Here is a 20,374-nt window from a genome sequence, read left to right as displayed (position 1 = left end):
GGAGAGCACAGATGGCGGAAGATTTTGCACATAAAGCACAGGCGGCGGCAGAGGCGTTGCGGGTGTTGTTTCCGGCCACGCCGCTGTTGCGCAACGAGCATCTGTCGGAACGCTTCGATGCGGATATCTGGTTGAAGCGTGAGGATTTAAGCCCGGTCCGCTCTTACAAGTTGCGTGGGGCGTTCAATGCGATGCGAAAAGTGATCCCTGAGCAGGGCGTTTTTGTTTGCGCCTCAGCGGGGAACCATGCACAGGGGGTGGCCTTTGCTTGCAGTCATTTCGGAGTGCGCGGGGTGGTCTTTATGCCGGTGACGACGCCCCAGCAGAAGGTGCAAAAGACACGTATCTTTGGCGGGGACAATGTCGAGATCCGGTTGGTGGGGGATTATTTTGATGCCACATTGGCCGCGGCGCAGAGTTTCTGCCGGGATGAGGGTGCACATTTTCTGTCACCCTTTGATGATGAGGATGTGATCGAAGGGCAGGCGTCAGTCGCAGTAGAGATCGCTGAGCAGTTGGGTAAGGTGCCGGACCGGGTGATTTTGCCAGTAGGTGGCGGCGGATTGTCCTCGGGAGTGGTTAGCTATTTTGGCGACGCCTGTGACTATACCTTTGTTGAGCCTGCTGGCGCGCCGAGCTTTGCGCGGGCGTTGGAGGCCGGTGCACCAGTTGATGTCTCTCCGATTGATAATTTCGTAGATGGGGCGGCGGTTGCCAAGATAGGTGCACGCACCTTTGCGCGCTTGCGGGGGGTGAACCCCGGGGATGTGGTGCATTTGCCGGAGGACCGGATCTGCGTAACGATCAATGAAATGCTGAACGTCGAAGGAATCGTATTGGAACCTGCGGGCGCACTTTCGATAGACGCACTAAGTGAGGTGGCGGATCAGATTGTGGGCAAGACGGTGGTCTGTGTGGCATCGGGTGGCAATTTCGATTTTGAGCGCTTGCCAGAGGTTAAAGAGCGGGCGCAGCGCTATTCTGGGGTAAAAAAGTATTTCATATTACGGCTTCCGCAACGGCCCGGGGCGCTGAAAGAATTCTTGATGCTGCTTGGGCCTGAGGATGACATTTGCCGCTTTGAGTATCTTAAAAAATCAGCGCGCAATTTTGGATCGGTTCTGATTGGGATCGAGACCCGTCAGCCCGAGAATTTCAGACCCTTCTTAGAGCAATTGGACCAGTCAGGGTTTACCTATACGGACATCACGAACGACGAAACGCTGGCGCAATTTGTTCTTTAAGCTGGAAGGGCGTTCCGGTGCCTTGTGAATATTTCTTTGGACCTCCTTTTCGGTAACTTGCCTCAGGAAGCTCAACAAACGCTTTCCTTTAGCGATTCACCGCCTGTTAAGGCGCCATGGGTTAGACCATGGGCGCCTGTCAGGATTGTGTCGCATGAAATTGGATATTCCCAGCCTATCCCCGGCGATGGCGACCCCTGCGGTCGCACCATTGGTTCTTGTGGTTGAGGACAATGACATTCAACTGGATCTCTTGTCGTCTTCGCTGGGGCGTTGGGGGTATGAGGTGATCACAGCCACCTCCGGTGGTGCGGCATTGGCGCTTTGCGCTGACCGTTTGCCTGATCTCGTCCTGTGCAGTTGGATCATGCCGGGGATGTCCGCGCTGGATTTCTGCCGCGCGTTTCGAGAGCTTTCAGAGGATCAGTACGGCTATTTCATTTTGCTGACGACGGAACAAGAGAGGGGAGAAGTGGCCCGTGCGCTCAATGCTGGCGCTGATGATTTCTTGATATGTCCTGTCAGTGATCCGGAACTGCGGGCCCGGATCATGGTGGGCGAGCGTATCCTTGCCATGCAGCGGGAATTGACCCAAAAAAACCGGCTGATCAGTGAGACATTGGGCGTGTTGCAAAAGGTGCAGGGCCTGATCGACAAGGATCTACTAGAAGCCAAGAAGTTACAGCAATCCCTGCTGCGCGAACGCTACCGGGCGATGCCGGGCGGGACCCTTTCGATGATGCTGCGTTCTGCTGGTCATGTTGGGGGTGACCTGGTGGGTTATTTTCCCGTGCGGCCGGGGGTGGTCGGGCTTTTTGGATTAGATGTTTCGGGCCACGGCATTAGTTCGGCCCTGATGACGGCGCGGCTTGCCGGGTATCTTTCAGCTACGACACCAGATCAAAATCTAGCGCTCACGCTGCTGCCCGATGGCAGCTATGCGGCCCGCCCGCCGGGAGAGGTGATAGAAGAGCTTAATGACCTCGTCCTAAATGAGATGGATACGGAGCATTATTTTACGCTGATGCTGGCAATTGCCGACCTTACGACGGGAGAGGTAACTGTTGCTCAGGCCGGGCATCCGCATCCGGCCTTGTTGCGCAGCGATGGTATGGTGGAGCAGGCCGGTGCGGGGGGCTTTCCTGTCGGGCTGCTCGCAGGGGTAAGATTTGAGCAATACAAGCTCCAGCTCGCTCCGGGGGATCGGTTATTAATCCTATCTGATGGCGTGACGGAATGCCCTGATCCGGGGGGGGAGATGTTGGGCGAAGATGGGCTGGCGCGCATGTTAGATGAGTTGCGGCGGTTTAGCGGCCCAGCTTTGTTGAGCGCGTTGGTCTGGAAGCTATCGGAGTTCGCAGGCAGGCGCGATTTTCCCGATGATGTTTCAGGGATACTGCTTGAATACCTTGGCGATAGCTAGCGGAGGTGACGTTGCAGAAACAGCCGGTCACCCTCATTCGCGAGGATGGCGAGGGCCTCGCTCGCTGATAGCACCAATGTGGCGTGGTGCGGCTCGGTCGGTTCAGCGATCTGGCGTACGGGGTGGGCGACATAGATATGGCAGATTTTCTGCGCCCAAAGGTCGTAATCCTTCATATAGGTGAAGCGGCGGAACGCACCCAGACGACGTGGCCGGGCGATACGCCAACCGGTTTCTTCCAGCACTTCGCGGTGGAGCGCTTGAAGCGGGGATTCACCGGCCTCAACGCCGCCACCGGGCAGCTGCACTTCGGTTTGATCGCCCATCTCAAGCGTCATTAAGAAGCGGCTTTGCAGCGGCAAAATGGCGTAGACACCGGGGCGTGGTGTATACGTTTGACCGGGCTGTGGTGCGTGGCCTGTACATCGGATCATTTGTTGCCCCTTTTTCCATGGGTTGCTGCGCCTATATAGACGCGGTATGCCAAGCGGCCCCCGGTAAGGAAACCCAATGACCCAAGGAACTAAAATCGCGTGGGACGATACCGTTCTGCCCTTCCAGCTTGATAATGTCGACATGCGCGGCCGCGTCGCGCGGCTTGATGGCGTGTTGGAAGGCATTCTGAAGCAGCACGACTACCCGCCGCAGGTTGAAGCCTTGGTGGCCGAGATGGCCTTGCTGACCGCTTTGATCGGTCAAACGATCAAGCTGCGCTGGAAACTGTCGCTGCAGGTGCAGTCCAAAGGTGCCGTTCGGATGATCGCAACCGACTATTATGGCCCCACGAAGGAAGGCGAACCTGCACGCATTCGCGCTTATGCCAGCTATGACGCAGACCGGTTGACCGATGATGCGCCCTTTGAACAGGTTGGCGAAGGTTATTTCGCCATTATGATCGATCAGGGCCAGGGCATGACCCCCTATCAGGGCATCACGCCGCTGGCCGGTGGGTCATTGGCATCCTGTGCAGAGGCGTATTTCGCCCAGTCCGAGCAGTTGCCGACCCGCTTCTCGCTGAGCTTTGGCAAATCGTCGGGGCCGGGTGAGCCGGAGCACTGGCGCGCTGGGGGGATCATGTTGCAGCACATGCCCAAAGCCTCGCCATTGGCTGCATCGGGCGAGGGGACTGGTGATGTTCTTAAGGCGGATGACCTGGTTGAGGGTGATGAGGCCGAGAACTGGAACCGTGTGAATATTCTGCTCGGCACAGTTGAGGATTTGGAGCTGATCGGCCCCAGCGTGCCACCGACCGACCTGCTGTTGCGATTGTTTCACGAGGAACAACCGCGGGTCTATGACGCCCAACCGGTGCGTTTTGGTTGTACCTGTTCAGAAGATCGCGTGCGCCAAAGCCTGTCGATCTATTCGGCGCGCGACATCGAAAAGATGACAACCGATGATGGCCGAGTGACCGCCGATTGCCAGTTCTGTGGTGCGCACTATGACCTTGATCCGGCTGCGGTCGGTTTCGACGCTAAGGCATAAAGTGAGCGACCGGTTCCAGTCTTTCCGCGAAGCGCTTGCGCAGACAGGGGTGGAATCCTCTGACTTTGACTTGAACCCAGAGGTCACTTTGCCTGAAGGCCGCAGCTTGCGACCAGCGGGTGTGCTGGCGCCGGTGATCGATACAGGGAACCGACTGGAACTGATCCTAACAAAACGCTCTTCGGCGTTGAAACATCACCCCGGACAGATTGCCTTTCCGGGGGGCAAGCAAGACGGCGGCGACGCGGATGTGATCGCCGCCGCCCTGCGCGAAGCGCGTGAAGAGATCGGTCTGCCGAGCGAGATCGTGGACGTGCTCGGCGTGCTGCCTGCGCATGAAACGGTAACCGGCTTCAGTGTCACCCCGGTAATCGGCTATGTGTCTCAGGACTTCAGGGTGGTTCCCGAACCGGGAGAAGTCGAAGAGGTGTTTCGCGTGCCTCTTGACCATGTGCTGAACCCCAGCAACTACATCGTCCATTCCCGGCGTTGGCGCGGCCAGCGGCGGTATTATTATGCCGTTCCCTACGGGCCCTATTACATCTGGGGCGCGACCGCGCGTATGTTGCGGGCATGGGCGACACGCATGAACAAATGATTCCAGCCGACACGCGATGGTTACATGATGAAGACGCGCAGCAGGTTTGCCGCGTCGTGCAGGATGGGGGATATCGCATCTATTTTGTCGGCGGCTGCGTGCGTGATGCGCTGCTAGGCCTGCCGGACAGCGATGTAGATCTCTCCACGGACGCCCCCCCTGAAACGGTGATGGCGCTGGCCAGGGCGGCCGGGGTCAAGGCCGTGCCGACCGGGATTGATCATGGCACGGTGACGCTTGTCGCGGGGGGTAAGCCCTTTGAGATCACCACTTTTCGCCGTGATGTCGAGACGGATGGCCGCCGGGCTGTTGTTGCCTTCTCATCCGATATTGCAGAAGACGCGCGGCGCCGTGATTTCACAATGAACGCGCTTTACGCCACGCCGGACGGACAGGTGCTTGACCCGCTGGGGGGGCTGCCTGACCTTCATGCGCGGAGGTTGCGCTTTATCGAGAATGCAGAGCAGCGTATTCGCGAAGATTATCTGCGTACCCTGCGCTATTTTCGTTTCATGGCTTGGTATGGCAGCCCGCAAGTGGGGCCAGAGCCTGATGCACTCGACGCAATCGCGTCGAATTTGGACGGGTTAGAGACACTTTCGGCAGAGCGTGTGGGGCAGGAATTTAGAAAGCTGCTGCGCGCGTCTGATCCTGCCCCGGCGTTGGCGTTAATGCGCCAAACTGGCGCTTTGCCAGTGCTCCTGCCGGGCAGCGATGACCGCTGGATATCTATGCTGGTTCATTTTGAGCATGCACTGGGTCTTACCCCAGATTGGCTGGTCCGTCTGGCTGCGTTGGGCGGCGAAGGACTGACTGACCGTTTGCGGCTGAGCAAGGTTGAGGTGAAGCGGCTCGCGTTGCTGCAGGAACATGGATTTGCGGGACCGCCACTCTCAGAGCTTGCGTATCGGCATGGGGCAGAAGTGGCACAGGCCGCGGCGCTATTGCGGGGATGTATGGCAGAGCAGATGCCCGAAAATGCGGTGTTAGAGACGATCAGTCGCACGGCACAAGCGCGGTTTCCCGTATCGGCCAAAGATTTGATGCCGAAATTTAAGGGTCCGGAATTGGGGTGTGAGCTTGCCCGGTTAGAGCAACTTTGGATCGCCTCTGGTTTCACCCTGTCTCGCGCAGAATTGCTAAGCGAATCCAGCTAGATCGACATTTCGATAAATTTCAGCTATTTAGGCTGCACGTCATGGGGGATGTGCGAAATGTACCGCGGGGTCTGGTTCAGCTAAGCTAACTTAACCACCACCCAATTGCGGCTATGCCACCAGGCGCAGTCGGTCATTTTGCTTGTTTATATTTCAAGGTCTCCCCATGTTCCGCTTTTTTGAGAACCTCATTGATCCCTATGTTTCGTACCACGAAAAGGATCATCCCCCGCAGGGGCTTTGGACCTTTTTATGGGACTACGCGCAGCCCTTCAAAAAGGTCTTTGTCCTTGCCGGGGTGATGGCGATCTTCGTGGCTGCGATCGAAATCGGTCTGATCTACTACATGGGGCGCGTGGTCGATCTGCTGGGCAGTGACCCTGCGCAGATGTGGGAAACCTACGGGACTGAGTTGATCCTCGTCGCGCTTGCTGTGCTAATTGTACGACCCTTGGTGCAGGCGTTTGACGTCATGCTGCTAAACAACGCGATCCTGCCGAACTTTGGCACCCTGATCCGCTGGCGGGCCCATCGGCATGTGTTGCGTCAGTCTGTCGGCTGGTTTGAGAATGATTTCGCCGGACGTATCGCCAACCGCATCATGCAAACACCCCCCGCAGCGGGAGAGGTTGTGTTTCAGGCATTCGACGCGATCTCCTACTCGCTTGCCTATATGATTGGCGCGGCGATCTTGCTTTCTACATCGGATATCCGTTTGTTAGTGCCGCTTTTGGGGTGGTTCTTTCTCTATGGTGCTTTGGTGGCGTGGACGATCAAGCGGGTCGGTCCGGCGTCCAAAGCGGCGTCGGATGCGCGTTCGCAAGTGACCGGGCGGGTGGTGGATGCCTATACGAACATCCACTCGGTCAAGATGTTCGCGCATCACGATCTAGAAGTGGATTTCGCTGGTGAGGCTATTGAGGAAGCCCGGCGCACCTTTCAGGGCGAAATGCGGATTTTCACCATCATGGACGTGGTGCTGACTTTCCTGAACGGCATGTTGATCGTCGGCGTAGTCGGCTGGGCGCTGGCGCTTTGGATGGGCGGGGAGGCGAGTGTCGGTGTCGTCGCCGCAGCCGCCGCGCTGGCGTTGAGGCTCAACTCAATGACCGGTTGGATCATGTGGGCGCTGTCGAGTTTCTTCCGCGAATTGGGCGTTGTGGCCGAAGGGATGGAAACCATCGCCCAGCCGCTCGCTTTAACCGACAGACGCGATGCACAGCCCTTAAAACTTACCGAAGGCCGGATTGAAATGGTAGGGCTAAGCCACCATTACGGACGTGAAAGCGGCGGAGTTCACGGTATCGATGTCACTGTCCAGCCGGGCGAGAAGATTGGCCTTGTTGGCCGCTCTGGCGCGGGCAAATCGACCCTCGTGAAGCTGATACTGCGGTTCTATGACGCCGAAGCAGGCGAAATCCGGATCGATGGACAAGACATCTCGCAGGTCCGGCAGGACAGTCTGCGGCGGCATATCGGCGTGGTGCAGCAAGATTCTTCTTTGTTGCATCGGTCGGTGCGAGAAAACATTCTCTATGGCCGTCCCGACGCCAGCGAAGCTGAGATGATCGCAGCTGCTAAGCAGGCTCAGGCGCATGAGTTTATCCTTGATCTGACCGATCCCGAAGGGAGGTCGGGCTATGATGCACGCGTTGGTGAGCGGGGGGTGAAACTCTCCGGTGGGCAACGGCAACGCATCACTTTAGCGCGGGTGATCCTGAAGGACGCGCCCATTCTATTGCTGGATGAGGCGACCAGCGCACTCGACAGCGAAGTAGAGGCGGTTATCCAGGAAACGCTTTATGGGATGATGGCCGGGAAGACGGTCATCGCCATCGCGCACCGCCTTTCGACCATTGCTGAAATGGACCGAATTTTGGTTCTGGATCAGGGGCGTATCGTCGAAGAAGGCCCCCATGACGCGCTTTTGCAGAAATCTGGCCTATATGCAGCCCTCTGGCACCGTCAGACGGGCGGTTTCTTGGCATTGGATGACAAGACTTGAGTATTTCAGACTGGATTAACCCGTTTCACCCCGCTGATGGACCACCGCCGCAAACGCTCGGCGCGTTCATGCGTTGGTGCCTGTCGGGTGCTTGGCCGGTGCTGTGGCTCGCTGCTTTTCTCTCCGCCGCCGCTGGCGCGATGGAGGCCGGCACGGCGTGGATATTGGGCAAGGTCATCGACGCGACGGTGAGCGCCGGGCCCGAGCGGTTCTTTGAAGGCAGCAGTTTGGCGCTCGTGCTAGGCGCTGTGGCGTTTTTCCTGGTTGCGCGACCGGTGCTGTTTGGTCTGTCTTCGGCGTCGAATGCGATCATGGTGCAGCCCAATGTGAACCCGCTGGTGTTGTCACGTCTGCACCGTTGGACGTTGGGGCAAAACGTTAATTTCTTTGAAGATGATTTCGCTGGGCGCATCGCGCAAAAGCAGATGCAGGCCGCGCGGGCGGTGACGGATGTGGCCGCTGAGGTGATCAACGTGGTGGCCTTTGCGCTGGCCTCTCTCGTCGGGTCGGTGGTGCTGCTCTTGGCGATCGATTGGCGTGTGGCGCTTGGGTTCTCGATCTGGCTGGTGATGTATCTGGCGCTGATCAACTGGTTTCTGCCACGCGTGCGCAAACGGGCGGCGGGCCGTGCTGGGGCGCGGGCGATGGTTTCGGGGCAGGTGGTCGATACCATCACCAACATTAAAACGGTAAAACTGTTCGCCCATGCCGACCACGAAGACCGCGCAGCACTGAATGCCATGCAGAGTTTCCGCAGCCGCGCGTTAGAGTTTGGCTATCTTGCCGCCGGGTTCCGTTTGGCGCTGATGAGCCTTGCCGGGCTGTTGCCCGTGCTGCTGATGGGTGGGACAATCCTGCTCTGGCAGCGCGGTATGGCGAGCGAGGGGGACATCGTCGCCTCTGGTGCTATTGCGATCCGCATTGCCCAGATGACCGGTTGGGTCTCGTTCACGTTGATGGCGATCTATTCTAACATTGGTGAGATTGAAGACGGGATGCGGACCCTCACGTCGCGCGTCCGGCTTGACGATGGGCCGGAAGCGCAGGCGTTGTCTGTAGACACAGGGCAGATCGAACTGCGTGATGTCGGCTTTGCTTATGGCCGTCAGACCGGGGGCATCGACCAAATCTCGCTGACCATTCAGCCGGGGGAAAAGCTGGGGATCGTCGGTGCGTCGGGTGCCGGGAAATCGACCCTCGTGGCACTGCTTTTGCGGCTCTATGAACCGGAACAGGGCAAGATTATCATCGACGGGATGGACACTTCCGAGGTCACCCAAGAGAGCCTGCGGCGCAATATCGGTATGGTCACGCAGGAGACGGCGATGTTCAACCGCTCGGCGCGGGACAACATCCTTTATGGACGACCAGACGCGACAGAGGCCGAGGTCATCGCGGCAGCCAAGCGCGCCGAGGCGCATGAGTTCGTTCAAGACCTTGAGGACTATAAGGGCCGTCGTGGCTATGACGCGCATCTGGGCGAGCGGGGGGTGAAGCTTTCGGGCGGGCAGCGCCAGCGCATTGCCTTGGCGCGCGCCATCCTCAAGGACGCCCCCATTCTGGTGCTGGATGAGGCGACAAGCGCGCTTGATAGCGAAGTGGAAGCCGCCATTCAGCAGACCCTGGACCGGGTGATGGAGGGCAAAACCGTGCTGGCCATCGCGCACCGGCTGTCGACCCTGACAGAGATGGACCGGATCATGGTGCTGGACGCGGGGCGCATTGCAGAGATAGGCAGCCACGCTGATCTGCTTGCGCAAGACGGGCTCTATGCGCGCTATTGGCACCGGCAGTCGGGCGGGTTTCTGAATATGAAGGCGGCGGAATAGGCTTTCGCTGTGGCCTTCGCCGCGCTATGGGCAGGCTATGACAGAACATAAAATCTTGCGTTTGGGCCACCACGGCGACGGCATTGCCGAGGGACCGATCTTTGCCCCCATGACCTTGCCGGGGGAAACCGTCAGCGGTGAGGTCCAAGGCCAACAGCTGTGTGACGTTCGTATTATCACGCCGTCCGAGCAGCGCGTCGCGCCGCCGTGCCGTCATTTCAAATCTTGCGGCGGTTGCCAGCTTCAGCATGCCGCGGATGATTTCGTGGCCACGTGGAAGGTTGATGTCGTTCGCAATGCGCTGTCGGCGCATGGGTTAGAGACTGAGTTTCGGCCCATCCAAACCTCACCTGCGCAGTCGCGCCGCCGGGCCACCTTTGCCGCGCGCCGCACGAAAAAGGGCGCGATGGCCGGGTTCCATGGCCGCGCTTCTGATGTGCTAATTGAAGTGCCAGGATGTCAGTTGGTCGATCCTGCATTGCTTCCGGGTTTGAAAGTGGCCGAGGAGCTGGCCCTGATCGGCACCAGTCGAAAGGCTGAACTGGCCGTGACGGTAACGCTTTCCGACGAAGGGCTCGACGTGTCGGTAACCAAGGGAAAACCCCTTGATGGGCCGCTCCGGCAGCAATTGGCGCAGACTTGCGAGGCGCTGGCGTTGGCGCGGTTAACGTGGGACGGCGAAGTGATCGCCATGCGCGCGCCACCGGCGCAGACCTTTGGGACAGCGCCGGTCACACCGCCGCCGGGCGCTTTCCTTCAGGCCACGCGTCACGGTGAAGCGGCGTTGCTTGCTGCGGTGACAGAGGCCGTGGGAGAGGCGGACTTTGTCGTCGACCTATTTGCAGGTTGCGGCACCTTTTCGCTGCCATTGGCGCAAAAGGCACGGGTTCATGCGGTCGAAGGCGATGCCGAGATGATTGCGGCGTTGGAAGGGGGCTGGCGTCGGGCGAAAGGTGCCAAACCTCTGACGACTGAGACGCGCGATCTATTTCGCCGTCCGCTGTTGCCGGACGAACTGGCCAAGGTCGATGCTGTGGTACTTGATCCCCCCCGCGCTGGCGCCGAGGCGCAGGTCGCTGAGATCATCCGCGCGCAGGTGCCGCGTTTGGCCTATGTATCCTGCAGCCCGGTCAGCTTTGCCCGGGATGTGCAAAAATTGGTCGCGTCGGGCTATCGTCTCGACTGGATTCAAGTCGTGGATCAGTTCCGCTGGTCTTCACATGTGGAACTTGCAGCCTGCCTAACCGCGCCGGAAAGCTAAGCGTTTGTATCGTATTTCCAGTGTCTCATCACCTCTTTTTGAATGAAATATGTCCCTCAATATGCTACCGCAGGTAAAAAGGCCGGAATGGCCGGGGCATTGAGGGCACAGTGATGAAACGCAGGACAATGATACTTGGCGGCACTGCTATGGTGGCGCTTGGCGCGTGCAGCAGCAGTAAATTTAAACGCTACAATGGGCCCGAAGTGACCTATGTGGTTGTGAACAAAAGCCAACGTCGCATGATGTTGTTGCATCATAACCGCGTGTTGGAAGATTACCCGATCAAGTTGGGCTTCGCTCCGGTGGGCCATAAAACGGTCGAAGGTGACGGGCGCACGCCCGAGGGGCTGTATCGAATCGACCGTCGCAATCCGAACAGCCGCTTCCATCTTTCCATTGGTATCGATTACCCGAACCAACTCGATGTCGAATACGCGCGCTCGATGGGAAAAAGTCCCGGCGGTGATATCTTTATACACGGGCAAAAAGACCCGCGGCAAAAAGAAAAGAACGATTGGACATGGGGCTGTATCGCGGTCACCAACAAGGAGATCGAAGATGTCTATGCGATGGTGCGCGATGGCACACCGATCCTGATTACGCCCTAATAATCATATAGGCAGAAACGAAACCGGCCCCCGCAGGGGCCGGAAGTACGTCTAAATCAGTGCAAGATCAGTTGCCGACAACCAGTGTCCACCAGATCTTGCCGCCGTTTTCCTGATACCAAGAGAAACCCATTTGACGGCCATCGGGTGCCATCAAGATGCGGCGCGTATCTGGCTGTTCCATCCACGCGGCGAGGGTTTCCAGCTCAGTCTCGTAAGTTTCCGAAATGACTTCGCCGACCAGACCGCCGGTATAGCCCACGCGCTGAATGCGATCGATTGGCGAAGACCCGTCAGATCCGAAGTGCCAAGGGCGGTTTTGCACCGACATATCGCGCGCATGGGTGGCGGCGGCAGCGTTCAGCTTCGCGTCAAGCGCCAGCGGCGTGACCCCGGCAGAGCTGCGCAGCGCATTCACCGAGTCGAGCATGCGGAATTGGATTGTCCCGGTGTCCGAGTTGCTGATGCGGTAAGAACCGCCGGCTTTGCCACCGGTGGTGCTGGCAGGGACACAGGCAGATAGCGCAACCGTCAGCGCCAGCAGGATAGACAGGATACGGATCATGAAAGCGCTCCACGCAATGAAATTTTTCCTGCCTTACATCGGGGGGCGTTGCAGTTCAAACGCACATAGGCGTGAGTCTGCCATCGTGCAGCGGTTTCAATTGAAACTGCGTCTTTCAAGCCATATATGTGGCATTAATTAGCATAATTTCAGTTTGGAGACGCTCCATGTCCGCTCACCGTTTTTCGATAAAGAGCCGCCGTGGCTTCCTCGCTGGCAGTGCTGCGATGCTTGCCACACCGGCGCTGGCGCAGAATAGCTCTTCTTTCAACTCCGACGCGACCACAGAAGCAGAGCGCGACTTGACTGATGCGGTCAAACGCAACGTCTCAAGTTTCCGCATGCTGGACTGGCGCCCCTACTTCAGCAACACACGCAATGGCGCGGTGCTGGTCGATATCGACAGCCGCGCGGTACATTACTGGTCCGAAGATCAAAGCGTCTACAAGCTCTACCCCTCGTCAGTGCCCCTGACCGAAGACCTGACCCGCCGTGGCCGTACCAGCATCATCAAAAAGGTCGAGGGGCCAAGCTGGCGCCCGACACCTTCAATGCTCAAGCGCAATCCAGAGTGGCCGCCTTACGTTGGCCCCGGCCCAGACAACCCTCTGGGCACCCATGCACTCTACCTCAGCTGGACCTATTACCGGATCCACGGTACCCACGACACAAGAAAAATTGGTCGTAAGTCTTCCAATGGTTGCATTGGGCTCTATAACGAACATATCGCCGAACTTTTTGCCTTCACGAAGGTCGGTACTCAAGTGTTGCTTATTTGACGACATCCCCCTGATTCCTCATTGCAAGACCTGATTCCGGGTTTGCAAACTTTTGCCGATACTGTTTAGAACAGGATTACGAGGTAAGTCTTGGGTGCGTGTATGTATATGATACAGCACGCCTATTCTGGAGGTTATGTTATGAAGAAACTCGTTCTCGCCGCTGCTCTGTCCGCTGCTGCATCGACTGCTTTTGCTGGTTCGCTGGCCGAGCCAATCGTCGAAGCACCGGTCATCGTGGAAGAAACAACAGGTTCGTCCGCGGGCATCCTGGTTCCCCTGATCCTGTTGGCACTGGTTGCCGCAGCTGTTGCTTCCGACTAATCGGAACTGACGATCAAACGGAAAAGGCGGTGCAATGCACCGCCTTTTTTGTATTCTAGGGCAGGCTTTGAAATAGGGGCCGCCGCAGCGACCCCAAGTTCAGCTCAGACCCAGCCAGCCAGATTCTCGCTGATGATCGTGGTTAGCGCGTCGATATGCGCATCATCATCGTTTAGGCAGGGGATATAGGTGAAATCCTCTCCGCCGGCCTCTTCAAAGCTTTCTTTGATCTCTTCGTTGATCTCTTCCAGCGTTTCAATGCAATCGGATGAGAAGGCAGGCGCACAGACGGCGATGCTCTTGTTGCCAGCTTTGGCCTGACGGGCGACCTCTTCAACCGTGTAGGGTTGCAGCCATTCCTCGGGGCCAAATTGGGATTGGAAAGTCGTCATGATCTCACTGTCGGCCCAGCCCAGCCGCTCTTTCAGCAGGCGCGTCGTTTTCTGACATTGGCAGTGGTAGGGATCACCCTCCATCAAATAGCGCTGCGGCAGGCCGTGGTAGGAGCAGACCAGCAAGTCGGGCTTTTTGTCTTTCGCGGCATAGGCGCGCTCAACCGATTGTGCCAGCGCATCGATATAGTCAGGCCGGTCGAAGTAAGGGGCAACGGTGCGCGCGGCGGGTTGCCATTTCTCTTTCGCCAATGCGGCAAAGAATGCGTCATTCGCCGTGGCGGTCGTGGCTCCGGCATACTGAGGATAAAGTGGGAAAAATAGGATCTTCTGGCATCCTGCCGCGACCATCGCTTCGACCTTGGACCGGGTCGATGGATTGCCGTAGCGCATGGCATAATCCACCATCACATCCGCCCCATAGCGCGCCTGCAACGCCGCTTTGATCTTTGCGGTCTGTGCTTTGGTGATCGTCGCCAAGGGGCTTTCGTTCTCGGCTTCATTCCAAATAGACTTATAGGCCGCACCGCTGGTGAAGGGGCGCTTGGTCAGGATCACCGTTTGCAGCAGAGGCTGCCATTTCCATGGGCTATAGTCGATCACCCGGCGATCTGAGAGGAACTCGCTTAGATAGCGGCGCATCGACCAATAGTCATAGCCGTCCGGCGTGCCGAGGTTGGCAAGTAGAACGCCGACCTTGGGCCGTTTAACTTTGGGGTGATCGGCAGGGCCGTGTTCTGGCTGGGCGGTCTCGGGCTGGGTGGCCTGCATGGGGGTTCCTCGCACATGGGTCCGCGCAGAGATAGCCGCTCTGCAGTTTTGGTCAATCAGGGAGAGGCTCTTCGCGACTATTCAGCGCATCCGCAAGCCGTTGTTGTGCGGAGCCGGGGCGCAGTGGTTTTTGCTGACTTTCGTCCGGCGCCCAACCGGCAAGAAAGATCATGTCGAAGGTCGCAGTGATCCGCCCCGAGGGGGCTGTGAAATGCGCGGCATAAAGTTCCGTGGCCCGTTGCAGCACCGCGCGGCGGGTTGGGCGGCGCAGGCGTGCTTCAAGCGCATTGCCTTCGCCCATCTCGCGCAGGTCGCGCATCAACGCCCATGCGTCGGTATATTCTACGGTCAAAGGCTGGCTGTCGGCCACCGGCAGCGCCATCCCGGCCCGTTGCAGCAGTGCACCCAGATCGCGCAACTCGCCCATCGGCGCGATGCGTGGTGACAGGCCGCCGGTCACTTCGGCCTCTGCTTGGCCCAGACAGGCGCGTAACTCATTCAGGGTCTGCCCGCCCAGTGCCACGGCTTGCAACAGCCCGTCCGGGCGCAGCGCACGGCGGCATTGGATCAGCTGACCAATCGGATCATTGGCCCAGTGCAGCCCCATGGCGTGGATCACCAGATCATGCGCCTGCGGTTCTAGCGCCAGCACCTCGGCTTCAGGGATGATCTTGGCCTCAGGAAAGGACGCCGCCCAGATCTGCGGGAAAGCGGTCACAATTGCCGGCGCGGTAAACGCCTTTTTAACCAGTCCCACGCGATCCTGAACGTCTTCCGCAGCTGCTTGCTGCAGGAACATGCCCCGCTCGGTCGCGCGGGCGCGACGATGGGCAAGGGCCGTAGGGTCGATCAGGGGGGGCTGTGCTGTCATGAGGAACACATAGAATGCCGCTACGGGGACTTCAAACAGCGGTGTCATTAATTTACCCGCCGCGCTGTCTGGGGTGTGGCGGTTTGGTCGATGCGGATTTCGGGCTGTGCGGCACCTGTTGGCGCGATACGGGTTTTATCGGCGGCACGGTGTGCGATGCTTGCGGGGTGCCACTGCCGGGCGGTGGTGATCTTGCTTCACCGCATTGTGATGCCTGTCTTGTCACGCCGCGCCCTTGGACGCAGGGGCGCGCGGCGCTGATTTACCGGGATATGGGGCGCAAGCTGGTGCTGGCGCTGAAACATGGCGACCGTCAGGAGATTGCCCGCCCCGCTGCACGCTGGTTGGTGCATGCGGCGCAGGACATCTTGCCAGAACAAGCGCTAATCGCACCGGTACCCTTGCATTGGCGGCGGCTGCTCAAACGGCGCTACAATCAATCGGCGCTGCTGGCCAAAGCTTTAGCGGGGCAAACTGGCCATAGCTGGTGCCCCGACCTGTTGCAGCGCACCCGGCACACGCCGTCGCTGGACGGGTTAAGCCGGGCGGAACGGTTTAGCGTGCTGCAGAAGGCGATCTGTGTTCACCCGCGACGGCGGCACCGTATCATGAGGCGACCGGTAATTCTGGTGGATGATGTCTTAACCTCCGGGGCCACGCTGACATCCTGTACAGAGGCCTGTATCGAAGCCGGTTCTGGCCCCGTTTTTGTGCTGGCACTGGCGCGCGTGGCCAAAGAGACCTAGATCACTGTGCAACGTTAACTGTTCAAAGGGTGATCCTATGCAACCTGTCGAAATCTATACGTCTCCGCTCTGCGGCTTTTGCCATTCCGCCAAACGTTTGCTGACCCAAAAGGGTGCAGCTTTTGATGAGGTCGATGTTCTGTCAGAGCCAGAGCGCAAGAAAGAGATGATTCAACGCGCCGGCGGCGCCCGTACCGTGCCACAAATCTTTATCGGTGACGTGCATGTGGGCGGCTGTGATGAGCTTTACGCGCTTGACCGCGCAGGCAAGCTCGACGCGCTTTTGCAAGACACATGAAAACCGCGCTGCTGCAACTCAACGCCTCGGACGATCCCGCCGCCAATCTAATCGAGACCCGCGCCCTGCTGCGCGAGGCGGTGGCGGGCGGGGCGGAGTTTGTTCTGACGCCCGAGGTGACGAATTGCGTCAGCACCAGCCGGAGCCACCAGCAGGCCGTACTGGCCTATGAGGAAGACGACGTCACCCTTGCTGCCCTGCGCGAAGAGGCGGCGAAGGCGGGCATCTGGCTGCTGATCGGCTCGCTCGCGCTTAAGACGCGCGGCGGCGACGGACGCTTTGCCAACCGGTCTTTCGTGATTTCTCCGCAGGGAGAGATCGTGGCGCGTTACGACAAGATTCACATGTTCGATGTGGATATCAGCGCGACCGAGACCTACCGCGAGTCCGCAGGCTATCGCCCCGGCGATAAGGCGGTTGCGGCGGAGACACCCTTTGCCAAGATCGGCATGTCGGTCTGCTACGACATGCGCTTTCCCGCGCTTTATCAAGCGCTTGCCGAGGCGGGGGCGCGTATCCTCACGATGCCTGCGGCTTTCTCTCCCGTCACAGGCGCCGCGCATTGGCACAGCCTGCTGCGGGCCCGCGCGATCGAAAACGGCTGCTATGTACTGGCCCCGGCCCAGACCGGCACCCATGCCAGCGCCGACCATAAGACCCGCGACACCTATGGGCATTCGCTGGTGGTGGCCCCGTGGGGTGAGGTGGTGCTGGACGCCGGAACGGCCCCCGGCGTTTACTTTTGCGACTTGGACATGGAAGAATGTGACAAGGCCCGCGCCAAGGTGCCCAGCCTTGCCAACCGCCGCCCCTTTGCCGCGCCCTGACCGGACCCGAGATGACCGACGATAAAAACACACTTGCGATCATGCTGTTCGGCGAATTGCTGGCCGCCGATCAATCGGTGCGCAGTCGGCTCACACGGGTTCTGCCGCGCGGGATGGAGATTTCGCATTTCTCGGTGCTGAACTCCCTGTCATGGCACGGCGGCGAACGCTCACCCGCGCAGCTGGCCGAGACCTTCAACGTGACCCGTGGCGCGATGACCAACACGCTGAGCAAGCTGGAATGGGCGGGCTACGTCCATATCCGCCCCGATTGGGACGATGCGCGGCGCAAAATGGTCGCGATCAGCCCCGCCGGACGGCAGGCGCGGGACGCGGCGGTAAATGCGATCACGCCGATGATCTCCAACGTGGTGGATGATCTGGGCGAAGAGCAGGTCCGCGCGACCCTGCCAATCCTTCGCGCCCTTAGGCGTCAGTTGAACCAGGATTGAGGCCCGGATTAAGGCTGGCGGTCACGTAGTTGACGCTCAGATCCCGATCCGACAGACGCCAAGACCACGCGACGGGATTAAAGACAAACCCCTTGCGGTCCACAGGCTCCAACCCGGCGCGGTTCAGCAGATCATAAAGCTCATCCGGCGTGATGAACTTGTTCCAATCATGGGTGCCCTTGGGCAGCCAGCGCATCACATGTTCCGCCCCGACAATTGCCATCATAAAGGACTTCGGGTTCCGGTTCAGGGTCGAGCAAATGTGCAGCCCGCCCGGTTTTAGCAAGCGGCGGCAGGCGATCAGATAGTCGATGGGGGAGGCGACATGTTCGACAACCTCCATGTTGAGCACAATGTCGAATTTCTCACCCGCTTCGGCCATCGCCTCGGCTGTGGTGTGGCGGTAATCAATCTCTAATCCTGATTGCTGAGCATGAACCTGCGCGACCGGGATATTGCCGGCAGCAGCATCCGCGCCCACAACATCGGCCCCAAGACGCGCCATGGGTTCCGACAGCAGCCCGCCGCCGCAGCCGATGTCGAGGATACGCAGACCTTCAAAGGGGGCAGACACCGTCAAATCGCGGTCAAATTCACCGGCGATTTGGCTGGTGATGTAATCCAGCCGGCAGGGGTTCAGCATATGCAGGGGTTTGAACTTACCGTTCAGATCCCACCATTCAGCGGCCATCGCCTCGAATTTGGCGATCTCGGCGGGGTCGATGGTTGATTGATCCGCTTGCATTCTGATCTCCCTGTGCTCTTTTGGGTTCAGTGACTATATAGGGCGGCAATGGACAAGTATCCCGACCAAAAACGCAGCACGCCAAATCTTTATCCGCCGGTTGAGCCTTTCGACCAGCGGATGCTGTCGGTTGGGCAGGGCCATCAAGTCTATGTCGAGCAATGCGGCATCCCGGATGGTATTCCCGTTGTGGTGCTGCATGGCGGGCCGGGCGGTGGCTGTAGCCCGTCAATGCGGCGATATTTTGATCCTAAGGTTTACCGCATCGTGCTGTTTGATCAGCGCGGCTGTGGGCGCTCGCGGCCTCATGCCTCGGTCGAGGACAATACGACATGGCATCTGGTGGCCGATATCGAGCTGATTCGCACCACGCTCAGCATCGATAAATGGATGGTCTTTGGTGGCTCTTGGGGGGCGACGCTGGCCCTGATCTATGCTCAAGCGCACCCCGAAGCGGTTCGCCATCTGATCCTACGCGGCGTGTTCCTTATGACGCAGGCCGAGCTTGATTGGTTCTATGGCGGCGGGGCCGGGCGGTTCTGGCCTGAGCTTTGGGCGCGGTTCGTGAACCTGATCCCCGAAGACGAGCGCGATGATCTGATCGCGGCCTATCACCGGCGGCTGTTCTCGGGCGATCTGGGGGTCGAACAAGACTACGGTCGCGCTTGGGCGGCGTGGGAGAATGCGCTGGCCTCGGTGCAGTCTGACGGTGTGTCACATGGCGGTCCTTCGGCCTATGCACGGGCATTTTCGCGGTTGGAGAACCATTATTTCACCAACAACGGCTTTCTGGAGTTCGACGGTCAGATCCTCGACCATATGGGCCGCATCGCGCATATCCCCGGTGTCATTGTGCAGGGGCGCTATGACATGATCTGCCCCCCTGCAGGCGCTTATGCGCTGGCCGAACGCTGGCCGAATGCTGATCTGCGGATGATCCGCGACGCGGGTCATGCGCTGTCAGAGCCGGGGATCAGCGCCGAATTGGTGCGCACGATGGACAGGATTGGTCAGCGATGAGCGGGCGCAACTCTCTTCTGGATCGCCGGGCGCTGTTCACCACCGGTGCAGCGGCGGCATTGCTGGCCGCAACGGGCGCTGGCGCGGGAGAGCCGCCGCGACGCGGTGGTCGGCTGCGGCTCGCGCTTTCCGGCGCGACGCGGCAGGACGATTGGCTGCAAGGTGACGGGCTTTTCATGCAGGTCGCGCGGCAGGGGCTGATCTTTGACACACTGACCGAAGTGGCGGGCAACGGAATTCTGAAGGGTGAGCTGGCGTCGGGCTGGCAAGCAAGCGAGGGCGCGCGGCAGTGGCAGTTTGATCTGCGGCCCGATGTGCGGTTTCACGACGGCAGCGCGCTGACCGCCAGCGATGTGGTGGCGAGTCTGCAAAGAGTATTGCCTCAAGCTGAGATTTCCGCGCGCAGTGCCCTTCAAGTGCAGATCACTTTACCTCAAGCGAATCCTGGTCTGCCGCTGCTGTTGTCAGAGCCGCATTTCGTGATCCGCCCCGCCCATGCCCCTGAGGCGGGGATCGGCACTGGGCTTTACCGTCTGCGGCGCTTTTCCGCCGGGCGTCAGGTTTTGGCCGAGCGGGTAGAGACGCATTACAAAGACGGCACCGCCGGATGGTTCGATACGGTTGAACTCGTCTCGATCCCGGCACGGGAGGTGCGGGCGCAGGCGCTGAGCGAAGGGCTTGTTGATGCAGCGGATTTGCCCGCGCGGCCCCGTTATCGCGAGCGGGGCGATGTGACGCTTCAGACCGACAGCGCCGGTGGGGTCAGTGCCCTGTCGGGCGATCTGCGCCAGCCACCCAACACCGGACGCCAAGCCCCGATGGACAACCTGCGCGCGCCCGAGCGGTGGTGGTTCGGCTAACAGGGGTTGCAGTTTCGGGCTTTCCGGCCTATATCCCATTTCAACAGCGGCGCTTTCGGGTCCAAACCGAAGGCTCCACCGATCTTGAACACGGGCCGCGCGCCCGTTTTT

The 20,374-nt window shown here is 59.3% G+C and carries 22 protein-coding genes; 17 read left to right on the top strand and 5 right to left on the bottom strand.

What is annotated here, in order from left to right; translation table 11 throughout:
• Window positions 1-11 precede the first annotated feature (11 nt).
• Both ilvA and DSM14862_RS00290 read left to right on the top strand, forming a co-directional pair.
• Window positions 12-1,244 (top strand): threonine ammonia-lyase IlvA, encoded by a 1,233-nt coding sequence (gene ilvA, locus DSM14862_RS00295; protein ID WP_007118391.1) that lies wholly within the window; start codon window positions 12-14, stop codon window positions 1,242-1,244.
• Window positions 1,245-1,398: 154 nt separating this feature from the next.
• The gene (locus DSM14862_RS00290) at window positions 1,399-2,667 is read left to right on the top strand and encodes a PP2C family protein-serine/threonine phosphatase (protein ID WP_007118390.1); all 1,269 of its coding nucleotides are present in this window, start codon (window positions 1,399-1,401) and stop codon (window positions 2,665-2,667) included.
• Here the strand turns inward: DSM14862_RS00290 and DSM14862_RS00285 are convergent.
• A complete protein-coding gene (locus DSM14862_RS00285; RefSeq protein WP_040700348.1) occupies window positions 2,664-3,101 on the bottom strand; it encodes an NUDIX domain-containing protein in 438 nt (145 codons plus the stop codon). The two genes, DSM14862_RS00290 and DSM14862_RS00285, sit on opposite strands and share 4 nt — an antisense overlap.
• A 76-nt stretch (window positions 3,102-3,177) precedes the next feature.
• On the opposite strand from DSM14862_RS00285, the gene hslO reads away from it, so the two are divergent.
• From hslO to DSM14862_RS00250, 7 genes are all read left to right on the top strand, one after another.
• Window positions 3,178-4,152, top strand: a complete 975-nt coding sequence (gene hslO, locus DSM14862_RS00280; RefSeq protein ID WP_007118388.1) for an Hsp33 family molecular chaperone HslO — start codon at window positions 3,178-3,180, stop codon at window positions 4,150-4,152.
• Window position 4,153: 1 nt separating this feature from the next.
• The gene (locus DSM14862_RS00275; RefSeq protein ID WP_007118387.1) at window positions 4,154-4,750 is read left to right on the top strand and encodes a CoA pyrophosphatase; all 597 of its coding nucleotides are present in this window, start codon (window positions 4,154-4,156) and stop codon (window positions 4,748-4,750) included.
• On the top strand, window positions 4,726-5,907 hold the full coding sequence (locus tag DSM14862_RS00270) for a CCA tRNA nucleotidyltransferase (protein WP_113075656.1): 1,182 nt from the start codon (window positions 4,726-4,728) through the stop codon (window positions 5,905-5,907). Before DSM14862_RS00275 ends, DSM14862_RS00270 begins: the two co-directional genes overlap by 25 nt.
• A 166-nt stretch (window positions 5,908-6,073) precedes the next feature.
• Window positions 6,074-7,912, top strand: coding sequence for an ABC transporter ATP-binding protein (locus tag DSM14862_RS00265; RefSeq protein WP_007118385.1), 1,839 nt, complete (start codon window positions 6,074-6,076; stop codon window positions 7,910-7,912).
• Window positions 7,909-9,741, top strand: coding sequence for an ABC transporter ATP-binding protein (locus DSM14862_RS00260; protein ID WP_040700343.1), 1,833 nt, complete (start codon window positions 7,909-7,911; stop codon window positions 9,739-9,741). Before DSM14862_RS00265 ends, DSM14862_RS00260 begins: the two co-directional genes overlap by 4 nt.
• 37 nt (window positions 9,742-9,778) lie before the next feature.
• Window positions 9,779-11,002 carry a class I SAM-dependent RNA methyltransferase gene (locus tag DSM14862_RS00255; RefSeq protein ID WP_007118383.1) on the top strand — a complete coding sequence of 408 codons (1,224 nt, stop codon included), beginning with the start codon at window positions 9,779-9,781 and terminating at the stop codon, window positions 11,000-11,002.
• 113 nt (window positions 11,003-11,115) lie between these two features.
• Window positions 11,116-11,613, top strand: a complete 498-nt coding sequence (locus DSM14862_RS00250) for a L,D-transpeptidase family protein (protein ID WP_040700341.1) — start codon at window positions 11,116-11,118, stop codon at window positions 11,611-11,613.
• Window positions 11,614-11,680: 67 nt separating this feature from the next.
• Here DSM14862_RS00250 and dalA read toward each other — a convergent pair whose 3' ends face one another.
• A complete protein-coding gene (gene dalA, locus DSM14862_RS00245; protein ID WP_007118381.1) occupies window positions 11,681-12,178 on the bottom strand; it encodes a divisome-associated lipoprotein DalA in 498 nt (165 codons plus the stop codon).
• Window positions 12,179-12,345: 167 nt separating this feature from the next.
• Here dalA and DSM14862_RS00240 point away from each other — a divergent pair, with 167 nt between their 5' ends.
• Together DSM14862_RS00240 and DSM14862_RS00235 are read left to right on the top strand one after the other, a co-directional pair.
• Window positions 12,346-12,957 carry a L,D-transpeptidase gene (locus tag DSM14862_RS00240; RefSeq protein ID WP_040700339.1) on the top strand — a complete coding sequence of 204 codons (612 nt, stop codon included), beginning with the start codon at window positions 12,346-12,348 and terminating at the stop codon, window positions 12,955-12,957.
• Window positions 12,958-13,098: 141 nt separating this feature from the next.
• Window positions 13,099-13,281, top strand: coding sequence for a hypothetical protein (locus tag DSM14862_RS00235; protein ID WP_040700758.1), 183 nt, complete (start codon window positions 13,099-13,101; stop codon window positions 13,279-13,281).
• Between the two features lie 104 nt (window positions 13,282-13,385).
• On the opposite strand, the gene hemH is transcribed toward DSM14862_RS00235, so the two are convergent.
• A complete protein-coding gene (gene hemH, locus DSM14862_RS00230) occupies window positions 13,386-14,444 on the bottom strand; it encodes a ferrochelatase (RefSeq protein WP_007118378.1) in 1,059 nt (352 codons plus the stop codon).
• 52 nt (window positions 14,445-14,496) lie between these two features.
• A complete protein-coding gene (locus DSM14862_RS00225) occupies window positions 14,497-15,363 on the bottom strand; it encodes a methyltransferase domain-containing protein (protein WP_007118377.1) in 867 nt (288 codons plus the stop codon).
• Here DSM14862_RS00225 and DSM14862_RS00220 point away from each other — a divergent pair.
• From DSM14862_RS00220 to DSM14862_RS00205, 4 genes are read left to right on the top strand one after another with little or no spacing between them, the layout of a single operon-like run.
• Entirely contained in the window at window positions 15,330-16,061 is a 732-nt protein-coding gene (locus DSM14862_RS00220) for a ComF family protein (RefSeq protein ID WP_040700337.1), read from the top strand. The genes DSM14862_RS00225 and DSM14862_RS00220 overlap by 34 nt on opposite strands.
• A gap of 37 nt (window positions 16,062-16,098) precedes the next feature.
• Entirely contained in the window at window positions 16,099-16,359 is a 261-nt protein-coding gene (gene grxC, locus DSM14862_RS00215; protein WP_007118375.1) for a glutaredoxin 3, read from the top strand.
• Window positions 16,356-17,186: a carbon-nitrogen hydrolase family protein gene (locus tag DSM14862_RS00210; RefSeq protein WP_007118374.1), complete on the top strand. Its 831-nt coding sequence runs from the start codon at window positions 16,356-16,358 to the stop codon at window positions 17,184-17,186. The genes grxC and DSM14862_RS00210 overlap by 4 nt, the downstream gene beginning before the upstream one ends.
• An 11-nt stretch (window positions 17,187-17,197) precedes the next feature.
• Window positions 17,198-17,638, top strand: a complete 441-nt coding sequence (locus DSM14862_RS00205) for a MarR family winged helix-turn-helix transcriptional regulator (protein ID WP_007118373.1) — start codon at window positions 17,198-17,200, stop codon at window positions 17,636-17,638.
• Here the strand turns inward: DSM14862_RS00205 and ubiG are convergent.
• Entirely contained in the window at window positions 17,613-18,383 is a 771-nt protein-coding gene (ubiG, locus tag DSM14862_RS00200; protein WP_007118372.1) for a bifunctional 2-polyprenyl-6-hydroxyphenol methylase/3-demethylubiquinol 3-O-methyltransferase UbiG, read from the bottom strand. The two genes, DSM14862_RS00205 and ubiG, sit on opposite strands and share 26 nt — an antisense overlap.
• Window positions 18,384-18,431: 48 nt before the next feature.
• Here ubiG and pip point away from each other — a divergent pair, with 48 nt between their 5' ends.
• Together pip and DSM14862_RS00190 are read left to right on the top strand one after the other, a co-directional pair.
• The gene (gene pip, locus DSM14862_RS00195; protein WP_007118371.1) at window positions 18,432-19,403 is read left to right on the top strand and encodes a prolyl aminopeptidase; all 972 of its coding nucleotides are present in this window, start codon (window positions 18,432-18,434) and stop codon (window positions 19,401-19,403) included.
• Window positions 19,400-20,263, top strand: coding sequence for an ABC transporter substrate-binding protein (locus DSM14862_RS00190; RefSeq protein ID WP_007118370.1), 864 nt, complete (start codon window positions 19,400-19,402; stop codon window positions 20,261-20,263). Before pip ends, DSM14862_RS00190 begins: the two co-directional genes overlap by 4 nt.
• The last annotated feature ends 111 nt before the right edge of the window (window positions 20,264-20,374 follow it).

It is taken from the genome of Sulfitobacter indolifex, from assembly GCF_022788655.1.
Taxonomy (GTDB): domain Bacteria; phylum Pseudomonadota; class Alphaproteobacteria; order Rhodobacterales; family Rhodobacteraceae; genus Sulfitobacter; species Sulfitobacter indolifex.
The sequence above is the reverse complement of the archived record's forward strand: the minus strand, read 5'-3'. Positions and strand labels throughout refer to the sequence as shown.